Source organism: Spirosoma sp. KUDC1026, assembly GCF_013375035.1.
Taxonomy (GTDB): Bacteria; Bacteroidota; Bacteroidia; order Cytophagales; family Spirosomataceae; genus Spirosoma.
This window is the reverse complement of the sequence record NZ_CP056032.1, coordinates 1,248,972-1,274,614: the sequence shown is the minus strand read 5'-3', so window position 1 is coordinate 1,274,614 and position 25,643 is coordinate 1,248,972. Positions and strand designations below refer to the sequence as shown.

The following is a 25,643-nucleotide window of genomic DNA, read 5'->3' as shown; positions in this document are numbered from 1 at the left end:
GTATGATTGTTCAAAAAATTGATACGTTCGGGGGTCATACCGACTGCGTCTACACGCTCGCGGGCGATTCGAAACCCGATCATTTTTTCTCGGCGGGGGGAGACGGCCTGGTCGTACGCTGGCAGTTGAATCGTCCCGATCTGGGCGAGCTGGTTGCCCGTGTTCCAGCCTCGGTCTATGCCCTGGCCCGTCATCCGGTCTCCGGTCTGTTATGGGTCGGGCAAAATTACGAAGGGGTTCACCTGATCGACCCCGAAACCAAACAGGAGGCAGCTTCTGTCAAGCTAACTTCGGCAGCCATTTTCGACATTGCCTTCTATAAAACGAATGCTTTCATTGCTCTGTCCGATGGCGTTGTCATCGTGCTGGATACCGATCAGCTGGCCGTTCGGAAGCATTTGAAAGCGTCGAATCAGTCGGCCCGCAGTATAGCCATCAACCCCGTTGAACGGGAACTGGCCGTTGGCTACAGCGATCATACGATCCGCATTTTCGACCTTGAAACGCTTGACTTAAAGCGGATTCTTTCTGGTCACACAAATTCTGTTTTTACGCTGGCTTATTCCCCCAATTTCCGGTTTCTGCTATCGGCGGGTCGGGATGCGCACCTGAAAATATGGGACACTGAACGAGAGTATGTACTGCACCAGGATATTGTAGCCCATATGTTTGCCATCAATCATGTCGCCTTCAGTCCGGATGGTTCGCTTGTGGCCACGGCCAGCATGGACAAATCCATCAAGATCTGGGATGCCGATACATACCGTTTGCTGAAAGTGGTTGACCGGGCCCGGCATGCTGGTCACGGTACATCCATAAACAAACTGCTCTGGACCACTGACCCGCAGCGCTTACTCTCTGGGAGCGACGACCGAACTATCTCCGTCTGGAAACTGGACTGATCCCCCCGTTCTTACAGAAAATAGCATGTATCCTTGCATTTTTTTGTAAAATCCATAATAAGGACGTTATTTCACCACCGTCAGATAAATATCAGTAGATTAAACTCCGAAGCGCACCAATGAAAATTACGCCCATTGAAATCCGGCAGCATACGTTCGAGAAAGGGTTGCGCGGTTACAAACCCGAAGATGTCGACTCGTTCTTGATCTCGCTTTCTCAGGAATGGGAGCGGGTAACGAATGACTATAAAATGTTGAAAATGCAGCTTGAACTGGCCGAAAAAGAGCTGGGCAAGCTGAAAGAAGTAGAAATGACGCTGTTCCGGACGCTGAAAACCGCCGAAGATACCAGCACTCAAATTACTGAGCAGGCGAACAAAGCGGCTGAGCAATACCTGGGCGAAGCTCGTCAAAAAGCCGATGATCTTCTGGCCGACGCCCGCAAACGGTCAGTCCTGATGGTACAGGACGCTGAAAATCAATCCCGATTTCTAAAGGATAATATTCTGAACGACCTGAAAGTCATTGAAAATGATTTCAAGGCCCTGGAAGGTTATAAAGAAAGCCTGACCACGCAGATTCGTCAGATGGCCAACAACGCCATCGACAGCGTTGATCGATTTGAAAAGAAGTTTGCTCAGCAGGATCTGAAAGGAAAGATCGACGAAGTAGTCGAGCAGATCACGGTCGATAAAGAGCAGGCAGCCAGTTTAAATAAACCGGATTACGAAGCGCCCGTAGCAGCCCTTCCCGCTCCCGATCCGGTAGACGACTTACCACCACTGACCGAGCGGGAAACGTCGATCCCGGAGTCCATCCCGGTAACCAATAGTAGTGGCAGTGAGCCGCCTGAAGAAAAATTAGAGTCAACCGATCCGGAAACATCGCTCGACCAGACACAGACAGCTCCTGAATCGGTATTAGCCGAGGTTAATACGTCGGACGTAACGGAAGACCCTAAATCGGAATCAACGCCCGAACCGGCGCCAGCGCCACAGCGGGGAGGATCTTTCTTCGATCAGATCTAGTCGCCAGTTTTTATGGGAACCATTAGTCTGGAAGGACTCGAGTTTTTTTCCTACCACGGCTTTTACGACGAGGAGCAGAAGATTGGCAATAAATATTCGGTAGACATTACGGTTACGGCCAACTTTCTGGAAGCCGCCGAGCAGGATCGGCTGAGCGCTACGGTCAATTACGAAGTGTTATACCGGATAACGGCTGACGTAATGAAACAACCCGCCCGCCTGCTCGAACACGTCGCCCACCGGATCATCCAGGAAATTCGCGGAGTCTATCCCACGCTCCAGTCCGTTGAAGTAGGCGTTTCCAAATTCAACCCACCCATCGGTGGCGTCTGCCATCGGGCGAGGATAACTTTGAGAGGATAAAAAGAGGAAAGGGAGGAGAGGGGATAAAGGGAAAGCAAAAGTAAGTCTGCTTATCTCCTTTCGTCCCTCTCCTCCCTTTCCTCCTCTTTTTTTATACCGCCTGCTGCAGCCCGGCGAACGAGATCGACATGTGCGACGCATCGTAGACGCACTCGCCATTACGGATCAACAGCACCTGAGGTGATTCATGATCGACACCAAATTCCGTGACGATTTTATTCGAGATAGCCCGGTTAGCCAGCAAATCGAGGTAATACGGTTTGACCCCAAGCTGCTCGTTCCAGTTCCGTTCCATACGGCTCAGCGCCATCGCACTAATCGAGCAGGTCGTGCTGTGCTTAAAAATCAGTACGGGTTGATTTTCTGACTCTTCTTTGATTGCAGCGAGTTGGCTATCGCTGTTTAGTTTGTTCCAGTTCATCGTATAGCGACACGTAATCTGTAAATAACTAAATCATTTCATGTGGCAAAAAGTTCGTTACTTACCTGGACGCACTGACAGCTTTTCGGCCATTTCGGGCGAGATCGCTTCTGCATACGCGCCATACGCATCGACCAGTGTTCCTCTCTGACCGTCTTTTGCTTTTATGGCGTACAGAACCGTTTCATCGTCGGGGTCGGTCATTCCTTCGAATCGGTACACGTCAACAATTTCGAAATCGGCCGGATGCAGTTCAAGGCTAGTTTGCTGACATTTCAGACGATCTTCTTTCAGGTTGTAATCCTGCGTGAAGCCCTGCTGACGGAGTCCGTCCAGCGCTTCGACAAGCGTATCATAACTTTGCATAGTTGGGGTGGTTTAGCCGTGAGTTTGTAGCTTTGTCTATAACCAACCGCGTATTGGCTTGTTTTCGAGCTTTTATAACACCGGCATCTTTGCGTACCAGACCTTGCTGCGACTGGTAACCCCCTTCAATCCCAAAGCGAAGCAGTGGGTCGAAGGCCGGCAAAACTGGGCCGATGCGCTAACGCAGAAGTTAGCAGGCAACACCGCTCCGATTGCCTGGTTCCACGCGGCTTCGCTGGGTGAGTTTGAACAGGGTCGTCCAGTGATGGAAGCATTCCGCCAGCAGTATCCCACATATAAGATACTGCTCACATTCTTCTCTCCTTCCGGGTATGAAATTCGTAAAAACTACGCCGGAGCAGATTACATCCTTTACCTGCCCGCCGACACACCCGCCAACGCCCGCGAGTTTGTCCAGTTGGTCAGTCCCCAGATCGCGTTTTTCATTAAATACGAATTCTGGTATAACTACCTCCGCGAACTGAAAGCGGCTCGCATACCGGTTATTTCTTTCTCGGCCATCTTCCGCCCCGACCAATTATTTTTTAAACCCCACGGTACGTTCTACCGGAATCTGCTGAGTTATTTTGATCACATCTTGGTCCAGAATCAGGAATCGGTCGGCTTACTGCAACGTATTGGCGTTACGAACGTAACATTGGCGGGAGATACCCGCTTTGACCGCGTAGCGCAGGTAGCTGAAGCCAAAAAAGCAATTCCTATTGCGCAGGCGTTTAAGGATAGCCTGCCCCTGCTCGTTGTCGGCAGCGCCTGGCAGTCGGATATGGACATACTGATTCCCTTTCTGAATCAGTTCAATCAACCATTAAAAGTTATCATTGCGCCACACGATGTGCACGAAGAGGAGATTGAGCGTTGGCGAGTTCAGTTAACGAAACCATCCGTTCGTTTTTCGCAAACCGACGAGCTGACTGTTTCCGCAGCAGACATTCTTTTCATCGACAACGTGGGTATGCTGTCGTCGTTATACCAGTACGGCGAGTTTGCGTACATCGGCGGAGCCTTTGGTAAAGGGCTTCATAACATTCTGGAAGCCGCTACGTTCGGGATGCCCTTGTTTTTCGGTCCCAGCTATATCAAGTTTCAGGAGGCCGTTGATCTGGTTGCCGAGGGAGCGGCCTTCCCCGTACGCGATACCGAAACCTTTATTCAGGCGTTCAACAAACAGTATATCAGCCAGGCAGAGGCCGCCCATATTAGCCGCGCTTACGTCCAGCGGAACATTGGTGCGACGGCAAAGGTTATGCAGATAACAGCAGCATTACTGCTTAGCGAAAGAGTGAAAGAGTAAAAGAGAGAAAGCAATCAACAATCGCTCTTGGCTCCGCCCCGGTTTCACTCTTTCACTCTTTCACTCTTTCACTCTTTGATTCCTTGTCACACACTGGCTTAATCCTCCGCTCGACTGGCTCCTGGTATGACGTTCGTAATACGGACGGGCATATTTTTCAGGGACGACTTAAGGGCAAGTTTAAAATTAAAGGACTGAAGGTGACCAACCCGATTGCCGTGGGCGACCGGGTTACGTTTGACGTTGAAGACGAGGCCGAAAACACCGCCATCATCACCGACATTGCGCCCCGCGAGAATTACATTATCCGCCAGTCGGTCCACAAAACCGCGCACGGTCATATCCTGGCAGCCAATATCGACCAGGCCGTTTTGCTGGCCACACTGGCCATGCCGCGTACGTCCCTAGGATTCATTGACCGGTTTCTAGTTTCCGCCGAGTCGTTCCGGATTCCCACGACGATTGTCTTCAACAAAAGCGATATTCTGAACGACGAGGGGCTGGTCTATCAGCAGGAGATTATCGACATCTACGAACGTATTGGCTATCAGTGCCTGGTAACTTCGGCTACTGAGGGTGAAGGTGTCGAAAACTTCCGGCAGTTGCTCGACCACAAGGTAACGTTACTATCGGGCCACTCGGGCGTTGGCAAATCATCGCTCGTAAACGCGGTTTCCCCCGACCTGAACCTACGTACCAACGAAGTGTCTACGTTCGCCAATAAAGGTGTTCACACGACCACCTTCGCGGAGATGTTTGAACTGACTCCCGATACGTTCATCATCGATACGCCCGGTATTAAAGAACTGGGGCTAATGGACACATCAAAAGAAGAGATTGGCCATTACTTCCCCGAAATGCGCGACCGGCTGAATCAATGCCGTTTCCATAACTGCCTGCACCTCAACGAACCAGGCTGTGCTATTAAGGAAGCCGTTGCCGAAGACGAAATCGCCGAAAGTCGCTACATGAGCTACCTAAGCATGATGGAGGGGGGGGACAACCGGCGGTAATTACTAGATTACCCCTTCTTCGGTCAGTACGTCTGCAATAGTCAGCGTTACGTCGTCGAGTACAGGAATGGTAGCGTCCCAGTTAAGGGTCAGCCAGGTTTCACCCTGCGTTGCTACCAGCACTTTCCGCGATTGGGTCGTTATCCAGATGACGCGTTCCGTACCGAAGTCGAGCATGGCCTGTGTTTTCTCATAGACATAATCCATTGCTTTTGCCGGAAATGCCTCGAAGTCAACCTTGATGTCTACCTCTACAACAACCTTTGGCGCTACGTCAAAAAACTTGCCTTTAACCGTTACGTCCTGTTTAAGGTAAAAAGCAATGTCGTTGGACAGATTATCACCCAGTTGAATGTGTAGGCCAGGCTCATTGGTGACAACCCAATACTTCTTACGATCTGTTTGAGTGCCTAAATACAGGTATAACGCAGAGACAATGATTGCCTGTAGATAACGACAACCCGTAATTTCACCAGGAGTCTTTCGGTTAGCCAATACATCCTTGTACCCTTTACGATAGAGAGGTCTTCCGTTGAGCGTTTCGTAAATCAGATACGACGGAATAGGTTGTTGTGCTGCGTCAAGTTCCGGAGCTACCATTTCTGTTGCCATAACCTCGTTGATTTAGGCTAATGTACAAAGATTTTCACAGCTAGTTCGGCATGGTAGCCTGCAAATCGGCTTCGGTTTACTTCTCAGACCGGACTCAGCACTGATCTCCCGGCACAGTATTTTTTATTTACTCATCAACTCTTTCAGCCGTGCTGCTACCTCTTTAAGCAGTAGGGGAAAAGCCGGTTCGGCCATACCACCGTGGTCGTAGCCCTGTAACTGAAAAAGCCGGGTACGCTGATGCCCCGCCAGCTTCATCATCCGGTTCAGGTACGCGTTTTCCTCGTAGCGTCCAAGTAATTCCATCTCGGCGTCGCCCGTGATAAGCAGCATTGGGGGAGCGTCGGCCCGGACGTGGTATAGGGGCGAATATTTATCGATGGTGGGCTGTGTGTCTTTGATGCCCTGCTCCTGGCGGATCGTGAAATGAGTAATCGCCTGACCGCTGAACGGGATGAGGCCCGCAATACGGTTGGCATCGAGATCATAACGCGCCAGGTATGACTTATCCAGCGTCAGCATCATGCCCAGGTACCCACCCGCCGAATGTCCGGAAACAAAAATCAGCTTTGGGTCTCCACCATATTCTGCAATGTGCTTGAACGCCCAGGCAACGGCGGCCGCTGCGTCGTCAATATAGGCGGGGCCTTTCACCTTGGGAGACAGGCGATATCCAACGCCAATTATAGCGTAGCCCTTCTCCTGTAAAGCTTTAGGAATCTCCTTCCGGCCCGCCGTCAGACCACCCCCGTGGAACCAGACGATGGTCGCTACGTTTTTAGCGCCTTTAGGATAATGAATGTCTAACAGACATTGTGACTTGATGTAAGGATCGTTAGCTGCAACCGACTCCGGATAGTAGGGGATATTGGTCTGTGTTGTGTATGTCTGCTGGGCATTAGCCGATACAACGATCAGCGCGAACAGGAATAAAAACAGTTTTCTCATAGCTTGGTAGCCCAGCCTGTCAGATATTACTGCAGGTTGGGTCAGAAATATAGTTACTAGCTAAGAAAACTGATGTGTTACGCTTTATACTCTTTACGAGACCGACTATCACAAACCCATCGTTGCCTTACTTTGTAGTAGCAATAGTAGTACTTCTGGCTGGTTGCAGCTTGCCAGATTTAGCGGATGACAGGTAGCGCTGTCCCCAGAATTGTACGTAGCCGTCGTGGTTGCCATGACGTACCCGAACAAAGCGCCCGTTTGGATTGCGCAGCCGGGAATTACTCACTAGTGTATCGCCCTGACGGATTGTGGTACGGATTGGGCTCTGATCAGACCGCCGGGTGTGGAGATCATAAGCGGTTTCGGTTCGATAATAATGCTCTGTTCGGGCACAACTATTTAACACAACAGAAAGACCGGCAAACACAAGTAACTTCTTCATAATTAATGAGATAGCTTATGTGCTAATCTACATTGCAAGCCAAACAGGTTACCTACCGTTTAGTAACAATGCGTCTACACCTCTGTGTCACAGGACGCAGACGTCCCTGCCCAAAGAGAGACAAAGGCGGAAAGGACAACTAGTACAGTTATTCCCGTCCGGTTTCAATGTTAATAAATTCGATCATTGCTGCTCTCCCCCCTTACAAGAGTGTATAGTTTACCAGTCTTTACTTTGATACGCTTTATGGCGTTCGTAGAGTCTGTCGCGCGTTCGTTTCAGGCGCATCTTGACCGCACTCTCCGATAGTTTATGCAATTTGGCAATGTCTCTGATGGACATGTTCTGTTCATATTTCAGTTGCAGAAATGATACTTCCTCAACTGGAATACCCTCTAACAGCTTTCCGAGGTCGCTCAGGCGTACTGCCATTATATTCTCTTCATTATCGTCGGGAAGCTGGTCCTGCAGCGTATCCGACCAGGACTCATGAACCATGCGTTTGCCCACCCGGATCTGATCCAGGCAGTAGTGATGGGAGATGGAGTAGAGCCAGGTTGAAAATTTAGATCGCTCCTGAAAAGAGTCAATCTTATTAAAGACTTTTATAAAGATGTCCTGCGTGTAGTCTTCAGCAAGGTCAGCATCTTTCGTCATGGTCAGGCATTTCTGATACACTTTGCCAACGTAGCGCTGATAAAGCATTTCGAAGCAATCTTCATCACTAGTTTGTTGATAGCAGGCAACGAGTTGCTCATCTGCCAGTCGAGTGGGTTTCACAGTTTAAATTAGTATAGTGTTTGAAAAGATAATTACTGGTTAAGTAAGCAATCTACACGAATGGGAAACTAGATGTATATACATCAATTATATATACGCTAAAAAATTCCTTAAGTATTTTTACGGAGCAAATGTTTTGCAAATATTTTAAAAATACATTCTATAGTTACACTATCTATAATTATAAGACTATTAAATTAGCTATTAGACACTCATAAATCAGTTAGGATACACATGTTCAACTTATTATAGGTTTAGTAGACACCATAGAATCATCGCCTACTTTATCAGTACGACTTATGTCGTTCACTGTATAAGTTACTATTCGTAGTTGCAATCAGTAAGTATTTTTGTTTAATAAATATACATACCTGTAAACTTAATTTCATAGCCACCCATTGCGAAGCAGTCTATTGCAGTTGCTTCTTTACCCCAAAGCTGATTTGTCAGAACAGATCACACGTAGCGCTGACTGTCTCGCCGACCAGACGTTTCCAAGTCGATCAGCTTGAGTCAGACGAGATCAACTAGTTTCATGGCGAAGTTCTCGCTTAATAAAAAAGCCTCATCTCCGTTATGGAAATGAGGCTTTTGTGGTCCCGACGGGAATCGAACCCATATCAAACGTTTAGGAAACGTCTATTCTATCCGTTGAACTACGGGACCAAAAAACGAGCGGCCTCGTCAGCCGCTCGCTACTCCCTGCAAAATACTGGAAAATCGATTAACCTGCCAAACCATCGCCGTATTCGGCCGTTTCGGCCAGCGGTACGTTCACCCAGTTCGGATAAATGTAGTAGTGCTTCTCCTTGACCAGGTCGTATAACAGCTCGCGTAACTCACTGATGTTCTCCCCGGTCTGCGCTGAAATAAACACAACATGGTCGGCTTTCTGCGCCAGGTACGTCTTTTTCAGATGTTCCAGTGCCGTTTTACGCTGCACATCGGCCGGAACAATTGCTACCTCGTGGCTATCTTCCTCGAAATAATCGGTACCAATACCGTCTGTCTGCTCCTGCCATTCTTTTCGTGGGTTGAATTGGTCCATTTTGTTGAAGACCAGCACCATGGGCTTATCTGCGGCTTTGATATCGGCCAGCGTAGCGTTTACCACTTCGATCTGCTCTTCGAACAGTGGGTGTGATACGTCCACAACGTGCACCAGAACATCAGCTTCGCGCACCTCATCCAGCGTCGATTTAAAGGCCTCGATCAGCGTTGTGGGCAACTTCCGGATAAACCCAACCGTATCGGTAAGCAGAAACGGAATATTGCCCAGTGTCACTTTACGCACCGTCGAATCGACCGTAGCAAACAGCTTGTTTTCGGCAAAGACGTCGGTTTTTGCCATCGTCCGCATCAGCGTCGATTTACCAACGTTCGTGTAGCCAACCAACGCAACTCGCACCAGCCGGTCACGTTCCTTCCGGCGCGTAACGCTCTGCTTGTCGATCTTTGAGAGTTTTTCTTTCAGGAACGCAATTCGGTCCTTCACAATCCGCCGGTCAGTTTCCAGCTCTTTCTCCCCTGGTCCCCGCATCCCCGCGCCACCTTTCTGGCGGCTTAAGTGGGTCCACATCCGGGTAAGTCGGGGGTAGAGATATTGGTATTGCGCCAACTCCACCTGCACCCGCGACTGGGCAGTCTGCGCCCGCATGGAGAAGATATTCAGGATCAGCAGGCTTCGGTCGAGCACTTTGATTTCCTTGAACTCGGCCTCCAGGTTACGCACCTGCGCTGGGGTCAAGTCATCATCGAAAATGACCGTATCAACGGGATTGTCGAGAATAAACGTTTGAATCTCTTCCAGCTTGCCTTTTCCTACGAAGGTACGGGTGTCGGGCCGGTCGAGTTTCTGCGTGAACGATTTAATGGTTTTCACCCCGGATGTCTCAGCCAGGAAGGCAAGTTCATCGAGGTATTCTTTGGTCTGGTCGGCGGTTTGCTTCTGCGTAATCAGCGCCACCAGCACGGCGGTTTCGGGCTGTTTATGTGTATCAATCATAGAAAAAAGGCTGGATGAAATGAAGAACTCGCTCCTGAGTGGATACGTCCGGCAAGGAGCGCATAAAATAATCTGATTGCCGCGAAGGGGCATCCGTTGAGAAACGTACAGATCAGTCGGTGGAGGGAGGTAATTACTTCATAGCTAAATAACGGGACTGTTTGGGGAAAAGTTTCGGTAAAAAAATGGGATTCTTTGGGCTAGTGCGCTATAACTGAATGGTTTTCCAGCGTCCCTGACGAAATACCCAGATCGCAATCATAGCCAGCAGGGTTTCGCTGATGGCCACCGACCAGAACACACCCGGCGGACCCCAGTTCAGCACATTAGCCAGCGTGTAAGCCAGTGGAATCTCAACGGCCCAGAAACACACCAGGTTAATCAGCGTCGGTGTCCGTGTATCACCGGCCCCGTTGATGGCCTGTGTCAGCACCATCCCATACGCCATGAATACATAGCCCAGACAGAACACCCGCAGGCACTCGACAGCCACTTCGACAATACGCGGCTCCTGGTTAAACAGGCGCACAACGTCTGCAGCACCTATGTAGAAACCAATCCCGACAGTAACCAGAAACAGCATATTGCAGAAAGCCGCCCGCCAGGCTGAGGTTTCGGCACGGTCCGGCTGGTGAGCGCCCACGTTCTGCCCGACTAACGTAGCGGCCGCATTCGCCAGCCCCCACGACGGCAGGATTGTGAACACAATGATGCGAATGGCAATGGTGTAACCAGCAACAATATCGCTGCCAAAAGTCGACAGCAGCCGCGTCAGGAATACCCAGCTCGCCGACCCGATCAGAAACTGACCTGTTCCGCCCGCAGCCAGTTTAAGCAGATTCCGGATGATTGACATATCAGGTCGGACATTCTCCCAGCCAAACCGGACCGAATTATCCGGACGACTTAAAGCATAAAGCTGATATAATACGCCCATACTCCGACCGGCCGTAGTGGCCACCGCCGATCCCAGTACGCCAAGCGCCGGAAACGGCCCCAATCCGAAGATCAGTACCGGGCAAAGAATGATGTTTACGCCGTTGGCCAGCCATAGCGACCGCATCGCCGTCGATGCTTCGCCCGACCCGCGCAGGCAGGCACTCAACGTGTACAGGAGAATGATGGCCGGAGCGCTGGCGAAAATCATCCGGACGAAACCAATCCCATTGCCAATCAGCTGACTATCGGCCCCCATCAGCCGCAGGATTGTCTCAGCCAATAGGAAGCCGGGAATTCCCAGCAGAATGGATAGGCAGATCGAAACGAACACAACCTGGCCGATAGCCGCACTAGCAGCCTTATGGTTATTTTCGCCAACCCGACGGGCCACCAGCGCTGTGGCCGCCGTACTCAGGCCGACCGCCATCGCGTAGACCAGCGTCAGGACTGACTCGGTCAGGCCCACTGTTGCAATGGCTTCCGTCCCGATTTTGGCGACGAAAAAGATGTCGACCACGGCAAACAGAGACTCCATGATCATTTCCAGAATCATGGGAACGGATAGCAAAAAAATAGCCCGGTTGATGCTACCCGACGTGAAATTGGTTTCCGTACCGCGCAAGGCGGCCAGGAATAACCGAACGAATTTGGTCATTGATGACAAGACAAAACGTCCCGCAGCCCAGACAGGCCGTGACGACACATGAATATGATAAAGAGAGAAAAGGATCACCGGGCCGAGACGGCCTGCTGGTAGAAAGTAGTGACCCCGAAAAGAGAAAACCGGCGTAGCGGTTTTTAAGCGAAGAAAATCATCGGCGTTGTTGGACCGCCTTATGCAAGTCCGTTTGCGGCTGTAAACCTAGTCAACCGGTACCGACTTACCAAGATCAGTTGAGTAATCGGTTGAAAATAGCGTAACCAGGATCGAGCTGATCAGTATTCGGAATAGCATCCAGCCAATTGATACGGCCTTCCGAGTGGGCAATAAGTCCATCCAGTGACGTAGCGGTATACAGAATCGAATTATGATCACGAACCAAAGATTGGTCTTACAGTTAGACAAATATGAACTCCGAACCTGTTTTCATCGACGATATTGCTCAGTTTCTTCACCAGCAATTTGCGGTAAATCGCTACCCTGCCAGCGAAGCGGGGGGAGTCTTTCGCCCAACGAATAAACCTGTCCAGCGGTTAGGTCTGGCACTGGAACCCTGGCCCGGTCTGGAAAACTGGGCACTTATGAACAACCTCGATGCCATCTGGCTACATCGTCCCTGGCAGCTTGACCCCAGTGTCCTGCCGGCCCTGGGTATCCTGACGAACCACCTACCTTTCGACGAGACCCTGACGATGGGCTATAATCCATCCCTGGCGCAGGCGTTGGGAGCCACCAGTCCATTGGTACCGCTGGGTTTTAAACAGGCTACGACCGATACCGGAAACGCGCTTCCACAGCGGGCAGTCGGGATGCTGTTCGAAGCGGATACGCACGAGTTCGATGCCTGGCTGAAGGAGATAAGTCAGCAGTTTCGCGGGTATGACCGGGCAGAAGCGGGTCATCAGACGATGATCAGCCGCGTGGCCGTAGTAGGAGCCATGACCGATAAGCTGATTCAGGAAGCAGCCGATCAGGGCGTGCAGCTCTACGTAACGGGGCAATACCGAAAGCCAGCACAGGATGCCGTTAATCAAACGGGTATGGCCGTTGTTGCTGTTGGCCATCGACGCAGCGAAGAATGGGGTATGCAGGCTTTGGCAGCACTGTTACGTACCCATTGGCCCACGTTGGAGGTGGAAATCAGAGCCCTTGGCTAAGTCACCAGATTAACCGCTTAATACGTTTTTAACTTTATTTTAATCTTTTGAAAACCAAAGAAGCTTCTAGCTCGTAAGGCATACAGAGTTGATTCATTCAATCTGTTTACCAAATAGTTTAAACCTATTTATGCGTATGCTTTACGGTAAAGGAATTCGTTTCACGGCTGGTTTGCTTTCTCTGGCAGCTTTACTATCACTTGAGGCCTGCCGGGATGTGCAGACTCCCCTGGCCCCTGAAACGGGGTCTACAGCCAACGCCCGGCTGTCGGCTAATTTCATGTTTTACGTACTGACGGACAACAATCAGATTCTGAAGCTAAACACGCAGAATCCGTCGACCCCCCTGGAAACGATTACGTTAACAGGCATCCCAAGCGGAGAGCGGCTCGCTGGTATCGATTTCCGTCCGGCAACGGGACAGCTCTACGGCGTTAGTAAGGCTAGCCGCCTGTACATGATCAATCTCATGAACGGCGTAGCGACCCCCCTGGGAACGGGTCCATTTACGCCGGCCGTAAACGGTGACATGATTGGCTTTGACTTCAACCCGACCGTCGACCGGATCAGGCTGATTACGAGTGGCGGTCAGAATCTCCGGCTGAATCCGGAAACCGGTACGACGGCCGCTATTGACGGTGCAATTAACGGTGTGCCGATGGTTGCTCTTTCCGGCGCAGCCTACACCAATAACCGCTCGGGCGTCACAACAACGACTTTGTATGACATCGACCCAATAACCGACAAACTGTATCGGCAGGACCCGCCTAACAACGGTACGCTGGTAGAAGTTGGTCCGCTTGGTGTGAACATTGCGGGATTGGGCAGCTTCGATATTGCTCCGGACGGAACAGCTATTGCTACGTTGATTGCCGGCGTAACACAGGGACTTTATCAGATCAACCTCAGCACGGGAATGGCTGAGCGGCTGGGCAATCTTCCTGTAAACAGTATTGTTGGCCTAGCCATCCCTACCGATCCGGTTGCTTACACGGCTGATGGTATGAACATGCTGCACATTTTCAATCCACAGACGGGCGTTGTTACGGCAAGCAAACAAATTACAGGGCTGCAATCGGGCGAAACGCTCTACGGACTCGACTTCCGCCCCGCTAACGGCCAACTCTACGCCATTGGCAGCACCAGCCGGATTTATACCATCAATCCATCGAGCGGTGCCGCTGCCGCAGTGGGTACGGGGCCATTTAGCCCAGCTCTGGAAGGTACCGACGTTGGCTTTGATTTCAACCCAACCGTTGACCGGATTCGGGTTGTAACCAACTCCGGCCAGAATCTGCGTCTAAACCCCGACAACGGTACAGTAGCTGCTATTGATGGCCGCCTGAATCCAGGATCGCCGGTTGTAACGTCAGTAGCATACACGAATAACTTCGCTGGCGCCACGACAACAACCTTGTATGACATCGACACCCGCTCAACTATGCCGATGCTGTTCCGTCAGAATCCGCCAAACAACGGTGGTCTTGAACTGATCGGTAACGTTGGGATGCCGCTAGAAGGTGGTAACGGCTTCGATATTGGTGGCGCAACGGGTATGGGCTACGGCCTGTTCCGCTGGAACGGCGAAACCAAAGTTTACTCGGTCAATCTGATGACCGGCGCTGCGTCGAACGGCGTTACGCTGACTGGTAACCCATCTGTCCGGGGTATGGCAGTAGGCTTAGGTTTCTAAGATACACATACATAAACAGAGCGGCCTCCCCTGTCCAGACAGGGGAGGCCGCTCTGTTTATGTATGTGTTACATCTCTAATTACTTTCTTATTAGCAAGCTCCGTTTAGTCAATATAAATAGAATCAGTATATACTTATAGGTAGTTTTAGACGGTTTTTTCAGCAAAAAAAAGCATGAATGTCCTAAATAGAAACGTGAATGTCTCAAATAGACAAGTCTCTTTTGGGTGACATAGCTACTTTTGACGTCCTCACGCATGAATAGTTACTAAAATATACATACCTATCCTTGTCATTCTCCCAACCGTTTAATGAAGCATATCTACCTACCCCTTTTTGTTTTTTTTCTCGCCTTGATTCAGATCAGTTGTAGCAAAAAAGCGGTCGTGCGGTTTGCACAGAAACCGCCTGAGTTAACATCAGCTGACATGCTGACCGAGATCATGCTGGTCAACAAGTCACCCCGTATTGTACTTCGTGTGCCCAATACGCGTAAAGGTGTGACGAACACACAAGGAACAGGAAGTCATCAGTCAGAGATAGTAAATCCTGTATTAGTAAGGCAATCTGGAAATGGTAGATCATCAGCCAAAGTTCAGTTTGTCGAATCTCTGTATGATGAAACTGCTCTATATAATTCGATTGAGAAACAGCTTTTCAAAGAAGGCTTCAGTGTTCGAGACCGTGGATTATTTAATGAGGTTTTAGATGATAACCAAAGTGTTGATTATTCTAAAATTACCTCTCTCACCAATACTGATCTTATTCTTGAATTAGTAAGAATTGACAATTCTGTCGGTTACACAACGAACGTTTGCCTGATAGATTCAAATGATGAAGAAAAGCTTGTAAGAGACTACAGAACAACAGGAGCATCGGTAGAATTTAAGTTGGTCCATGTAAAAACGAATGAGATTGTTGGCTCTTATAAGATTCACTACACACCGTGTTTAGCAGGATGCCGCGGCATATACAGCAAAGGCTCACCCAAAGGCATTTTTACCTCTTACCCATGGCTTAAGCCTGGGGAGATCAAGCAACTTCAAAAGCTAAATCGTAAACCACAGGAAACTCTGGACCAGGATGAACTTGAAGCGTTCATCACCGATGCGACCCACCAGCTTGTCAAATCCATGCGCTAGTCGCTAATCCAACCTACTATGAAGCAACAACTACTTGTCTTATTTTTCCTGATTGGCTTATCTCCGGTGCTGTACGGACAGGACGCCATCTATACGGCGAACGGCAATAAGCTTGAGAATGCACGTCTGACGGATATTGCCGACGATCGTATTACGTTTACTGTACAACAGAGCGATAAACTCAGTACGTACAGTTTCCAGCGGCAGAACATCCTGGTCGCTTTTCGAAAAGGTAATTTCCTGGTCATCAACAACCTCAGCACCGACCCTGCACAGGCGAAAAAGGAACTGGAAACTTTCCTGACCACAACTGCCTGGCAGGACAAAGATTTCCTTCTCCGGGCTGTTCCCTTTGAAGTCATTCCGGCTAAAATCTCGTACGAAAACGACGCCGTCGTCAACTACCTAACGAGCGACGGTAAATCGGCGTCTATTTCTAAGGGCGAGCTTGTTGCTATTCTTCACAGCGATGGGCGACATAGTTTGATGCAAGATCGGACCCCGGCCGAGGTGGCTTCTGTGCTAAGCTCCATCAAAAAGCCATTAGGAGCCAATATCATATCTACCCAGCCCTCTACACCTATTCAACCTACAGCAACCACAACACCTATTGCTCCAGAAACGCCACCAGCTCCAGACCCAGTCCCTGTTCTTAAGCCAGATGCTCCTATTCCAGCGCCTAACAATTCTCAAGTCAATAAACTAGTTCTAAGCGAGGCTGACTATAGACACTATCGCAAGAAGTCTCTGGAAAAGGTAGAAGAATTTGCGTCTTATTTAAAAACCATCGCAGACAAATCACGTTCTGATTACGAAAAAAATCAGGCTATTGACCAAGCTGTAAAACTATTCATGCCGGGCTCAACGATGGAAGTAACCTCCAAAAGCCAGCCTGGCTCTCGCCGGTATCCAATACGTACGTATCTGACCAACTTAAAGCGGCTTAACTACAGATCGGTTGATATTGAATGGTCTGAAATACAATTCCTCAAAGAGCTGTCTCAGGCTACAGACGGTAATTATTACGGTGTGATAACCGGTCAGCAAACCTTTATTGGCTATGGTGCTAATACCATCTACACGGATATAACTCAGAAAAATGTCCGGGTCAAGCTGGAACGCTACGTCACAACAGTAGATGGAGAAACTAATGTAAAGTGGGCTTTACTACTAGGGTCAATTGGCGTATCGGCTACAGACTAATGAGTCATAAAAACTTGGCTAAGCTTTTCGTTCTATGGCTGTGTGCGATACCTCTGCTGGTACAGGGACAGCAGGCGGATTCATCGTGTCTCCATATCCAGGGAACGCTGCTTGATTATGCCACTCACCAACCGTTACGTGCAGCTCGCTTACTGGCTAGAACCTCGAAAGGACGCCAGCGTGTAAGTATGAGTGGTGACTCCGGCACCTTTTCCGCGGTCCTGCCCTGCGGTACAACAGCTTTGTCTATCGAATGCACTGGCTACCGATCACAATCGGTTCAGATCCGATTTTCGGCCAACCAGCGCAATCAGCCAATTACGGTCATGATTCCGTTTATACCAGTTGACAGACAAAACCAGGATACGCCTTATCTACAGACAGAACAGACCAGCTACGTCCAGTCAGACAGTATAGTCAGCGACAGTAAGGCTGTCCAGCATAATACGTTTCTAGTTACCGACGCCATTCTGGGGAAACCACTCTCATCCAGTGTTTGCTTTTTCCACACGAAAACGGGCGAAAAACGCTGCTTGGGGACGAATGCCCTGGGTAAGCTGGAACGTGATTTTGATCAGAAAGATATTATTGCGCTGGAAGTTCGGTCCACTGGTTACCAACCTTACGACGGCAACCTGATTATTGAGCAGTTGAACGGCCAGTCTCTGCAGCACGAAATACGGCTGCAACGTGAACTAACGTTGTTTTCTGTCAATGCGCCTAATGCAACGTATTGCGAACTCCGCGCCCCGACAAAAACAATCCCCTTGCTCGCCTTATCAGGTTTTGCAAATCAGTACGTATCCTACGAAGCAGTACCGGGTTCCTATGAGTTACTCGTACGGTACGGCGATAAAGTCATCCGTCGGCCGGTTCGTCTGGCTACGGGCTTGAATGCCATTACGCTCAACCAGCCTGCTCAGAATACAGCTCCGGCCCGCGTAGCTGTGGCTCCTCTTCAGGCCATAACAGCTGGCCCGGCTTTGGTCCTGCCCGATTCGATCCCGATGATTTACTTCGAGCAAGGCAGCTACCAGCTCCGGTCCGATTCGCAGGCTGTGCTGAAACAGGTAGCCCAGTACATGAAAGCCCATACGTCTGACACCCTTCGGATTACCGGACATACGGATAACGTGGGCGACCCGAAGGTCAATCGAACACTATCCCTTTATCGGGCCCTGGCAACGGCCAGATTTTTAACGAATCAGGGAATCACGGATAGCCAGCTCACAAAAGACGGCATTGGTAGCCGTCAACCCATTGCTCCTAACGACACCGAAACGAATCGAGCGCTTAACCGGCGGGTGTCGCTAAAACTAATCACCGCTCAATGAGAAAAATTTACTCCCTAAAGTACGCTTCCTGGTTCGTTCTGCTAGTGGCCGTTATTGGCTGTCACCAGGACCCGACTATACCCGCTTCTGGTATTCCGGGAACCTGCCAGATTTACCGTATCGCCAATATTAATGAAGGTGTAAGCGACACAACGACTTACGCCTATAATACCTTTGGGCACGTTGAGGAGATTACGTATCGTCAATGGTCGAAAGGCACGTTGACAAACAATAGCCGTCAGAATTTCACCTATTCCGCCGACCATTTTCTGGTTTCACGGATTGATCAGACTACGCTTTATACAGGTGGCAGCCAGACCCGCGACAACAGAGGGTACATCTATACCTATCAGGACGGGCTTATTCAACAGGTAACTATCAATAATGCCTTATCAGGCCAAACACTCGGTTACAACAGGTACACCTACGAGAGCGGCAAAGTAAAGACCTATGTTGAAGCCAATGCGCAACAGCAGCCGGTACGTAGCTATACCTTCGACAATAATGGCAAGTTGGCGCAGGTTACCGAAGCTGGAACCTTAACGGCGGTTGTCGCAAATGGAAAGATTATCAACCGTACTCTTACCAATGGAACCAGAGTTGTTTATCGGTTTGATAATCAGGGACAGCTCCTAAGTGACTCTACCGTGGCAGGTTCCCTTCAGATAATGCGTAAGTACGAGTACGATAGCTACCCGTACTGGAACAAAACTCAGCTGCTGTTTCGAGGGATTCCATCGCTCGATCTGGGCGGTCATTCATACGTCCATAATTTGACTAAAACTACAGCTGCACAGACGCAGAACGGACGTACTACACCAGAAACATTGACTTACAGACATACCTACACCAAAGCAGGCTATTCACTGGGCTATGCCAGAGGTGACGGCTTCCAACAGCGTATCGTTTACACCAATTGCTTATGAAAAAGACCTTTATCTTCCTTTTACTGGGCCTGGTACTAATTGGAACGCCAGTGCTGGCGCAGAAAGGCGTCAAAAAGATTTACGTGGCTCACGTCAACAATAGTGATACAACTATCACAAAATTGGAGCGGGATGAAATTACGTTTCAGGCTAAGAGCACCATCAAAAATCTGGAAGAATTATTGGTCCTGATAACGTCCACGATTCCGACCGAGAATCAACTCGACAAGAGTATCAAGGAAAGTTATTTAATTGCTCCCCCCCCTAATTCGTCTCAGATCTTTTATAACGACGGCATTGTCATAGAGGATGATATCGATCCAAGACATACATCATCGCAAACTACAGCCGACTTACCCGTTGATCGGTACCTGAGAAATCTGGCTTTGTTCTATTCGAAATCAGACGAAGAGACAATTAAATTCTCACAAGTCATCACATCTACGCTGATTGAAGGAAAAGCTTTTCATTACGTCAAAGTTTTCTTCACCTCAACGTTTACCGGAAAATATACCGACCCGAACAACCAGACCGATGTTGCTTATCGGCCGCTCCAGCGCGTTGCTGAGTTACGGGTAGAAAAGATCGATGGAAAATGGCGTACGTTCATTGTTCGCCTAGGTTTTCCTAAGCCGGGAGAAGGGTTAACTAACAGCGAAACGAAACCGGTGATTTCGCTAGGGATAGCACCAGCGAAACCTATCACTGGTAAGGAGTTTCTATATAGAGGCATTGCTAATCCAATTGATTCTGTATCGGTTAAATGGGATAAAAATTGGCTCACCGTTATTCGCTCCACTACCGATAACATCCCACTAGGTTCTTACCAGTATCGCAGAATCGACAATACCAGTCAGGCTTTTGTCAGTATTACACTGACGGATAAAGATCATAAGCTTGATTTTCGGCAAACCAACGGTTCCCACCTTTACTTAAATCGGGTGGTTCCATCCAGACGCCTGATTGCCTGGCTTCAAATCGTCGTTGGAACGGCAGCTTTGGGAGCCAGTTACGTTGGTTACAGCTCGCTTCAACGTAGCTATAATGACTACACCGGTAAACTAACATCGCTTAACGCCGAGTACGCCGTCTGGCAAACTCTTTCCCAACAACCGGGTGATTCTCCGGCTAAGCCAATGTCGTTTACCAGCTACGCTCAACCGGGAATCTATGGCGTCTATGGCGGTGGGATTGTCGGCAGCGGACTGATCATCAACGGTATTCGTCAATTGCTGAGATCAGGCAAATAAGAGCTAACAACAAAACGGAACGGGCCCTACCCTTACCAAAAGCTTATCCTAAAATGACTATTCACATAAATCGGTACTGGCTGGTTAGCTTACTGCTTCTGGTCTGCCTATCCACTACCCAAGCTCAGGTAACACTGAACCTGTATTACGGTGATCCTGCCGCCAGCCCTGACGCGGCCTTTGATGGCAACGTTTTTCAGGCGGGTACCCAATTCGGTGATGCTCCGTTCTTTGTCAAATTTAGCGGCACGGGCACACGATATTTCGAAATCGACTCGCCAGGAGAGACTGGAACGAACGCGCTGAAGAAGGTTAGCAACGACGGGTTTGTCATCATCCGCCCGGTTGCCAGCATGGTCATCGACCAGTCAAAAATCAAGAACTTCACCGGAACTGTCGTTGGCTCTGTAGCTATTACGGTAAAGCCGCTCAGTATTACGACCATCAGCTCAAACGTAACCGAAACTTCCCCCGGCGCTGAACTTACGGTATCATACCGCACAGGAGCCGGTACCTTTCCAGTAGAGCTAGCCGAGAGTAAATTTAAGGTCCAGCTATTAAGCGCGGACGGCCTTACCGTGCTGGGCGACCTGTTGAATTCGACGGATCAGTACAGCGGCCGGGAGCAGAAAGGCGCTAGCTTTGGCGGTACCCGTTCCATTAAAGCCACCATCCCGACTAGTACTACTGCCGGAACGTATCGGGTTCGCGTCATCACTCAGGGCCTGATTGCCAATGTTGCAGGCAGTGCCAGTAGTCAATTTACGGTTAGGGCCAACCAGCCAGTTACTACAGCAATTTCGACCACAGCTTTAACTGGCAACTTTTGCGCAGGTTCCGTTGTGTCATTTCCGTTTTCGACCACGGGTACATTCCCTACTGGGAATACGTTCAAAGTTCAGTTAGTCAACACGGATGGCAGCCTGCTGCAGGATTTGGCAGGCACAGGTACTACGTCACCCATTAGTGCAACGCTGCCAGCCTCAGTCACCGCTGGCACGTATCGGTTTCGCGTGTCTGCCACGGCGACTAACGTAGTAAGTAATACGGCTTCTGTCAGCGTTATCGCTCAGCCTACGCTGACAATTTCGGGTAGCTCGACCGTAACAGCAGGCTCTACAGCACCGGTACAGTTAGCATTCACTGGCACGGCTCCCTGGTCATTCACGTATGTCGATAATGGTACGCTCCGTTCGTCAACGTCGTCGGTCAGTTCAACTACGATTTCGCCTACCTTTTCAGCCGCAACGATTTTTGACAAATCGTTCATCAGAGGGTTCAGAGATAGCGGTTGTGGCATTAGTGATAACATTAGCGGATCGACGCAGATTTCGATCAGACAGAATCAGATCACGACCTTAACAACAGGGCCCTTATCCGGTACCTACTGCCCTGGCCTGCCAATCTCCGTTTCGTTTACAACGAGTACGACACTTCCAGCGGGACTGACGTATCAGGTGCAACTATCCGATGCGGCCGGGACTTTCAACAACGCCGTAACGATTGGCACAGGTAGCGCAAGCCCTATGACGGCAACACTTCCAACATCGATTAGTGCCGGAACGGGCTATCGGGTTCAAGTCGTCGTTCAGAAGCCAACCACAACCGGTGCTACTGACTATAGCACGCTAACCAGTCCCGTTTCTACGTCCATCGCTATCAGCCGACCCGATGCGCCCCGAGTAGCCGACGTAGCATTTTGCTCTTCGACTACTCTCACCAGCCCGCTCAGCGCCACCGGAACAAACCTGAAGTGGTACGACACGGCAACTACGTCCTTGTCACTTACCGGTGCTCCCACGCCGTCATCGACTCAGGCTAGAACCTATTACGTTAGTCAGACCGTAAATGGCTGCGAGAGTATGCGGGCGGCTATCAACGTAACGCCCAATACCGGACCAGCCGCCCCAGCCGCCAGCAGCGTTTCGCTTTGTCAGGGTACGCAGGGACAATTTTCAACGACCGTTTCAAATCCGCTTTGGTATACAGTCGTTACCGGAGGGACTAGCTCGACCCTGGCGCCCACAATAAACAGTCAGACAGCGGGTGAACAGACGGTATACGTATCGCAGACGATTGGTGGTTGCGAAAGTCCACGCACTGCCGTAAAAGCGACAATTTTCCCGCTTCCCAATGCCCCGACCGTACCGGCGCAAACGACAGTCTGCCAAAACTCGACGAATCTTTTACCCCTAACCGCTTCGGGATCATCGCTAAGCTGGTATAATCAGGCCGGTGTTAAATTAAGCGCAGCTCCCACGCCGAGTACGTCAACAACGGGCGTGCAATCCTTTTCCGTTACCCAGACGGTCAATGGTTGCGAGAGTCCCCGCGCGATAGTTAGCGCAATCGTTGCGCCAGCACCGGCGCCACCGATTACCGCCAATTCAGTAGGTTACTGCGCTAATCAGACACCAGTCTCGCTAACGGCTACCGGTACGAATCTGCGCTGGTACAACCAGGCAGGTACTGCCTTATCTGGCCCGCCAAACTTAACAAATACTGGTGTTGGTACGTACATCTTCTCTGTTACTCAGACAGATGCCAACAACTGCGAGAGTGCACGTCAGCCCGTATCAGTATCAGTCATAGCCGTACCATCGGCCCCCTCCGCCACCAGTATCGCACTATGCCAGGGTACTCAGGGATCATTTTCAACAAACATTCCTAACGCACTTTGGTACACGGCTGCTACAGGTGGAACGGGTTCCCTAAATCCACCTACCCTGAACAACCAGAATGCAGGAGAACAAACGGTCTACGTATCACAGACAATCAACGGTTGCGAAAGCGCACGGGCAACGTTGCGTGCCGTTGTCTACCCAATTCCTGCTGCGCCAACCGTACCGGCGCAAACGACAGTCTGCCAGAATTCGACCTCCACTGCACTGAGTGCAACCAGTACAACCCCCGGTGCATTATTTACCTGGTATGATCAGACAAATACCAAGTCAAGCGTAGCACCCACGCCCATAACATCCGGCACAGGCGTGCAATCGTTCTCCGTTACCCAGACCGTCAATACCTGCGAGAGTCCACGGGCTACCGTCAGTGTCTTTGTCAGAGCAGCCCCAGCACCGCCGGTGGCGGCTTCGGTGCGGTATTGCCTAAACGAACCCGTGCAACCCTTATCAGTTACTGCCGTTAGTGGCTTTACTGTAAAATGGTATACAACGCCTGTAGGCGGTTCTCCGACAGCTAGCAATCCAGCTTACTCTACCACTAGTGCCAATACGTATACCTTCTACGTCACTCAAACTGATGCTAACAATTGCGAAAGCACTCGCCAGTCGGTATCCGTGGTAGTTGTTAATCCTCCGTCGGTTCCGGGCGTAAACGCCAATCAGCTATTTTGTCAGAACGCTAGAGCCGATACATTAACAGCCAGCCCTAATGTTGGCCTGCTCTGGGAAGGTCCAGGTATTACCGGTACCAGTACTGTAGCGCCAGTGCCTTCTACATCATCAGATGGTTCGTTTATCTACTCCGTTTATCAGAGAGCAGGAAATTGTGTTAGCCCTAAAGCACAGATTGTAGTACGAATTGTACCAACACCGGCAGCTCCTACGGTTAAAGCTACGGTACAGTATTGCATTGGGGTAAGTAGTACTGCGCTTTCAGCTACGGGAGCCACAGGCAATCGTCTGCTATGGTATAGGAGCGCTGACCCTGGCGGCCAGGCAGAATCCCAGATTGTACCTAACATCTCCCAGGCAGGAAGAACTACATACTACGTTACGCAGAAGAACGCTGACAACTGTGAGAGCCAAAGAAGTAGTATCGAAGTACGGGTTTCCAATCAGCCAACCGCTACGCTTTCCGGGGACGAATCCGTTTATCCCGGCGATAGTACTGCTATTCGCGTCAGATTGACGGGTGACGGGCCCTGGTCATTCCGCTTTAATAATATTCTCTATACAGCAACTGATTCTCTAAAAGTCATCTGGGTACGCCCACCAGCCACGTCGCAACAGGTCGAGACCTACACCGTCACAAACCTGACGACGGAATGTGGTACTAGTCCTGCATCGGCCATCTATCGGCTACGTGTTCTTTCACCACTGGGAACGCAGCCATCTGTAGAACCAATTTCTGTTAAAGCTTACCCTAACCCCACCACCGGCGACGTATCGGTTGACTGGAGTTCGCCAACGCGGCAGGCTGTTACGTTCCAGATTCTTAATGCCGCCGGTACTGTCGTGCGGCAGGTAACGCGGCAAGCAAGCACAACGCCCCAGACCGAACATTTCCAGTTAGGCACCCAACCCGCCGGTACGTACTTTCTGAAAGTGCAAACCGAGTCAAACGGTGTGCAGGGTAAGTCGATTATTAAACAGTAACTTTTAACCGTAACTAATGTCTACGATCACTGAACTACTCAAATTACTTGCTAGTGGCGTCTTCTTACTCGCCACTAACCGCTCAGCCATGACAATTACCTTGGTAGCGGCCTTTGTTATGGCTGGTTTATCGTGGTACCTGTGCAATAACTACGTAAAACTCTGGAATCGTCGTTTTCGGTTAACGGCTACTCATCAGTTCCTCACTGTAATCGCAAGCGTATTAACCTTCTTTTTTGTCTTGGCTTTCGGTGGGTTAAAATACATGCAGAATGTAACGTCAGCTATTGTTAATATATGGGAAGCTTACGAAATCAAAACAGATAATCAGTGGAGCCAAGAAACCTTCAAAGATGCTTATTACAAAGTAAAAGGCTTAGACATCGAAAATTTCTCTGATCATCCTACTCCTGAAAGTGGAGGTCAAATTATTCCGGCAACTAAAAAGGCTTCTCAAGAGGCAGCAGCAAAAGTGTATGCTATAGCTGCCTGTAACCATTTCGATCACGAGCACCCATTCCTCAGTAAAATCATTTGGTCTAATCCATCGCAATCATCTGAGAATATTTCCAATGATGTTGTGAATCACTTTAGCCGAAAGCCTGGTACTACATACTCTGCGGAACAGGCAATCAATATTGCAGCTGACACGATCAAAACACAGTTGAGCGCACAAACTCCGCGTACCGTTACGTTATCGCGCATTGCTCTGTTACTACTTTATCTGCTGGTTATGGCTATCCCATTGGGAGCAATTGGATATGCAGCCTACAAAGACATTCGTATTCAGAAGTAATACCGT

Annotated in this window: 23 protein-coding genes and 1 tRNA gene; 14 read left to right on the top strand and 10 right to left on the bottom strand. The window is 49.8% G+C overall.

The window, feature by feature from the left end; all coding sequences use genetic code 11:
- The first annotated feature begins 2 nt into the window (after positions 1 to 2).
- The 3 genes from HU175_RS05445 (at position 3) to folB (ending at position 2,293) form a co-directional block, all read left to right on the top strand.
- Positions 3 to 902: a WD40 repeat domain-containing protein gene (locus HU175_RS05445; RefSeq protein ID WP_176565621.1), complete on the top strand. Its 900-nt coding sequence runs from the start codon at positions 3 to 5 to the stop codon at positions 900 to 902.
- 119 nt (positions 903 to 1,021) lie between these two features.
- Positions 1,022 to 1,930: a DivIVA domain-containing protein gene (locus tag HU175_RS05440; RefSeq protein ID WP_176565620.1), complete on the top strand. Its 909-nt coding sequence runs from the start codon at positions 1,022 to 1,024 to the stop codon at positions 1,928 to 1,930.
- 12 nt (positions 1,931 to 1,942) lie between these two features.
- A complete protein-coding gene (gene folB, locus HU175_RS05435; RefSeq protein ID WP_176565619.1) occupies positions 1,943 to 2,293 on the top strand; it encodes a dihydroneopterin aldolase in 351 nt (116 codons plus the stop codon).
- 91 nt (positions 2,294 to 2,384) lie between these two features.
- On the opposite strand, the gene ytxJ is transcribed toward folB, so the two are convergent.
- Positions 2,385 to 2,714 carry a bacillithiol system redox-active protein YtxJ gene (gene ytxJ, locus HU175_RS05430; protein ID WP_176565618.1) on the bottom strand — a complete coding sequence of 110 codons (330 nt, stop codon included), beginning with the start codon at positions 2,712 to 2,714 and terminating at the stop codon, positions 2,385 to 2,387.
- Positions 2,715 to 2,771: 57 nt separating this feature from the next.
- Positions 2,772 to 3,080: a phosphoribosylpyrophosphate synthetase gene (locus HU175_RS05425; protein ID WP_176565617.1), complete on the bottom strand. Its 309-nt coding sequence runs from the start codon at positions 3,078 to 3,080 to the stop codon at positions 2,772 to 2,774.
- A gap of 58 nt (positions 3,081 to 3,138) precedes the next feature.
- Here HU175_RS05425 and HU175_RS05420 point away from each other — a divergent pair, with 58 nt between their 5' ends.
- Both HU175_RS05420 and rsgA read left to right on the top strand, forming a co-directional pair.
- A complete protein-coding gene (locus HU175_RS05420; protein WP_176565616.1) occupies positions 3,139 to 4,392 on the top strand; it encodes a 3-deoxy-D-manno-octulosonic acid transferase in 1,254 nt (417 codons plus the stop codon).
- A gap of 83 nt (positions 4,393 to 4,475) precedes the next feature.
- On the top strand, positions 4,476 to 5,405 hold the full coding sequence (rsgA, locus tag HU175_RS05415) for a ribosome small subunit-dependent GTPase A (protein ID WP_176565615.1): 930 nt from the start codon (positions 4,476 to 4,478) through the stop codon (positions 5,403 to 5,405).
- Positions 5,406 to 5,408: 3 nt separating this feature from the next.
- Here rsgA and HU175_RS05410 read toward each other — a convergent pair whose 3' ends face one another.
- From HU175_RS05410 to HU175_RS05375, 8 genes are all read right to left on the bottom strand, one after another.
- A complete protein-coding gene (locus tag HU175_RS05410; RefSeq protein WP_228724330.1) occupies positions 5,409 to 6,017 on the bottom strand; it encodes a Uma2 family endonuclease in 609 nt (202 codons plus the stop codon).
- Positions 6,018 to 6,140: 123 nt separating this feature from the next.
- Positions 6,141 to 6,965 carry an alpha/beta hydrolase gene (locus tag HU175_RS05405; protein WP_176565614.1) on the bottom strand — a complete coding sequence of 275 codons (825 nt, stop codon included), beginning with the start codon at positions 6,963 to 6,965 and terminating at the stop codon, positions 6,141 to 6,143.
- 127 nt (positions 6,966 to 7,092) lie between these two features.
- Positions 7,093 to 7,410 (bottom strand): hypothetical protein, encoded by a 318-nt coding sequence (locus HU175_RS05400; RefSeq protein WP_176565613.1) that lies wholly within the window; start codon positions 7,408 to 7,410, stop codon positions 7,093 to 7,095.
- Between the two features lie 219 nt (positions 7,411 to 7,629).
- The gene (locus HU175_RS05395) at positions 7,630 to 8,190 is read right to left on the bottom strand and encodes an RNA polymerase sigma factor (RefSeq protein WP_228724329.1); all 561 of its coding nucleotides are present in this window, start codon (positions 8,188 to 8,190) and stop codon (positions 7,630 to 7,632) included.
- 594 nt (positions 8,191 to 8,784) lie between these two features.
- A tRNA-Arg gene (locus tag HU175_RS05390) sits at positions 8,785 to 8,856 on the bottom strand.
- Between the two features lie 58 nt (positions 8,857 to 8,914).
- Positions 8,915 to 10,195: a GTPase HflX gene (hflX, locus tag HU175_RS05385; RefSeq protein WP_176565612.1), complete on the bottom strand. Its 1,281-nt coding sequence runs from the start codon at positions 10,193 to 10,195 to the stop codon at positions 8,915 to 8,917.
- Between the two features lie 208 nt (positions 10,196 to 10,403).
- Positions 10,404 to 11,789, bottom strand: coding sequence for an MATE family efflux transporter (locus HU175_RS05380; protein WP_176565611.1), 1,386 nt, complete (start codon positions 11,787 to 11,789; stop codon positions 10,404 to 10,406).
- Positions 11,790 to 12,024: 235 nt separating this feature from the next.
- Entirely contained in the window at positions 12,025 to 12,177 is a 153-nt protein-coding gene (locus HU175_RS05375) for a hypothetical protein (RefSeq protein WP_176565610.1), read from the bottom strand.
- A 25-nt stretch (positions 12,178 to 12,202) separates the two neighbouring features.
- Here HU175_RS05375 and HU175_RS05370 point away from each other — a divergent pair, with 25 nt between their 5' ends.
- The 9 genes from HU175_RS05370 to HU175_RS05330 all read left to right on the top strand — a co-directional run bounded on the left by HU175_RS05370 (position 12,203) and on the right by HU175_RS05330 (position 25,637).
- The gene (locus HU175_RS05370; RefSeq protein ID WP_176565609.1) at positions 12,203 to 12,952 is read left to right on the top strand and encodes a Nif3-like dinuclear metal center hexameric protein; all 750 of its coding nucleotides are present in this window, start codon (positions 12,203 to 12,205) and stop codon (positions 12,950 to 12,952) included.
- Positions 12,953 to 13,082: 130 nt separating this feature from the next.
- Positions 13,083 to 14,645, top strand: coding sequence for a DUF4394 domain-containing protein (locus HU175_RS05365; protein ID WP_317167793.1), 1,563 nt, complete (start codon positions 13,083 to 13,085; stop codon positions 14,643 to 14,645).
- A 312-nt stretch (positions 14,646 to 14,957) separates the two neighbouring features.
- Positions 14,958 to 15,788, top strand: a complete 831-nt coding sequence (locus HU175_RS05360; protein WP_176565608.1) for a hypothetical protein — start codon at positions 14,958 to 14,960, stop codon at positions 15,786 to 15,788.
- An 18-nt stretch (positions 15,789 to 15,806) separates the two neighbouring features.
- Positions 15,807 to 16,991, top strand: coding sequence for a hypothetical protein (locus tag HU175_RS05355; protein WP_176565607.1), 1,185 nt, complete (start codon positions 15,807 to 15,809; stop codon positions 16,989 to 16,991).
- Positions 16,992 to 17,005: 14 nt separating this feature from the next.
- On the top strand, positions 17,006 to 18,325 hold the full coding sequence (locus HU175_RS05350; protein ID WP_176565606.1) for an OmpA family protein: 1,320 nt from the start codon (positions 17,006 to 17,008) through the stop codon (positions 18,323 to 18,325).
- Entirely contained in the window at positions 18,322 to 19,251 is a 930-nt protein-coding gene (locus HU175_RS05345) for a hypothetical protein (RefSeq protein WP_176565605.1), read from the top strand. The genes HU175_RS05350 and HU175_RS05345 overlap by 4 nt, the downstream gene beginning before the upstream one ends.
- Entirely contained in the window at positions 19,248 to 20,501 is a 1,254-nt protein-coding gene (locus HU175_RS05340) for a hypothetical protein (protein ID WP_176565604.1), read from the top strand. The genes HU175_RS05345 and HU175_RS05340 overlap by 4 nt, the downstream gene beginning before the upstream one ends.
- Positions 20,502 to 20,554: 53 nt before the next feature.
- A complete protein-coding gene (locus HU175_RS05335; RefSeq protein ID WP_176565603.1) occupies positions 20,555 to 24,841 on the top strand; it encodes a T9SS type A sorting domain-containing protein in 4,287 nt (1,428 codons plus the stop codon).
- Positions 24,842 to 24,857: 16 nt separating this feature from the next.
- The gene (locus HU175_RS05330; protein WP_176565602.1) at positions 24,858 to 25,637 is read left to right on the top strand and encodes a hypothetical protein; all 780 of its coding nucleotides are present in this window, start codon (positions 24,858 to 24,860) and stop codon (positions 25,635 to 25,637) included.
- The last annotated feature ends 6 nt before the right edge of the window (positions 25,638 to 25,643 follow it).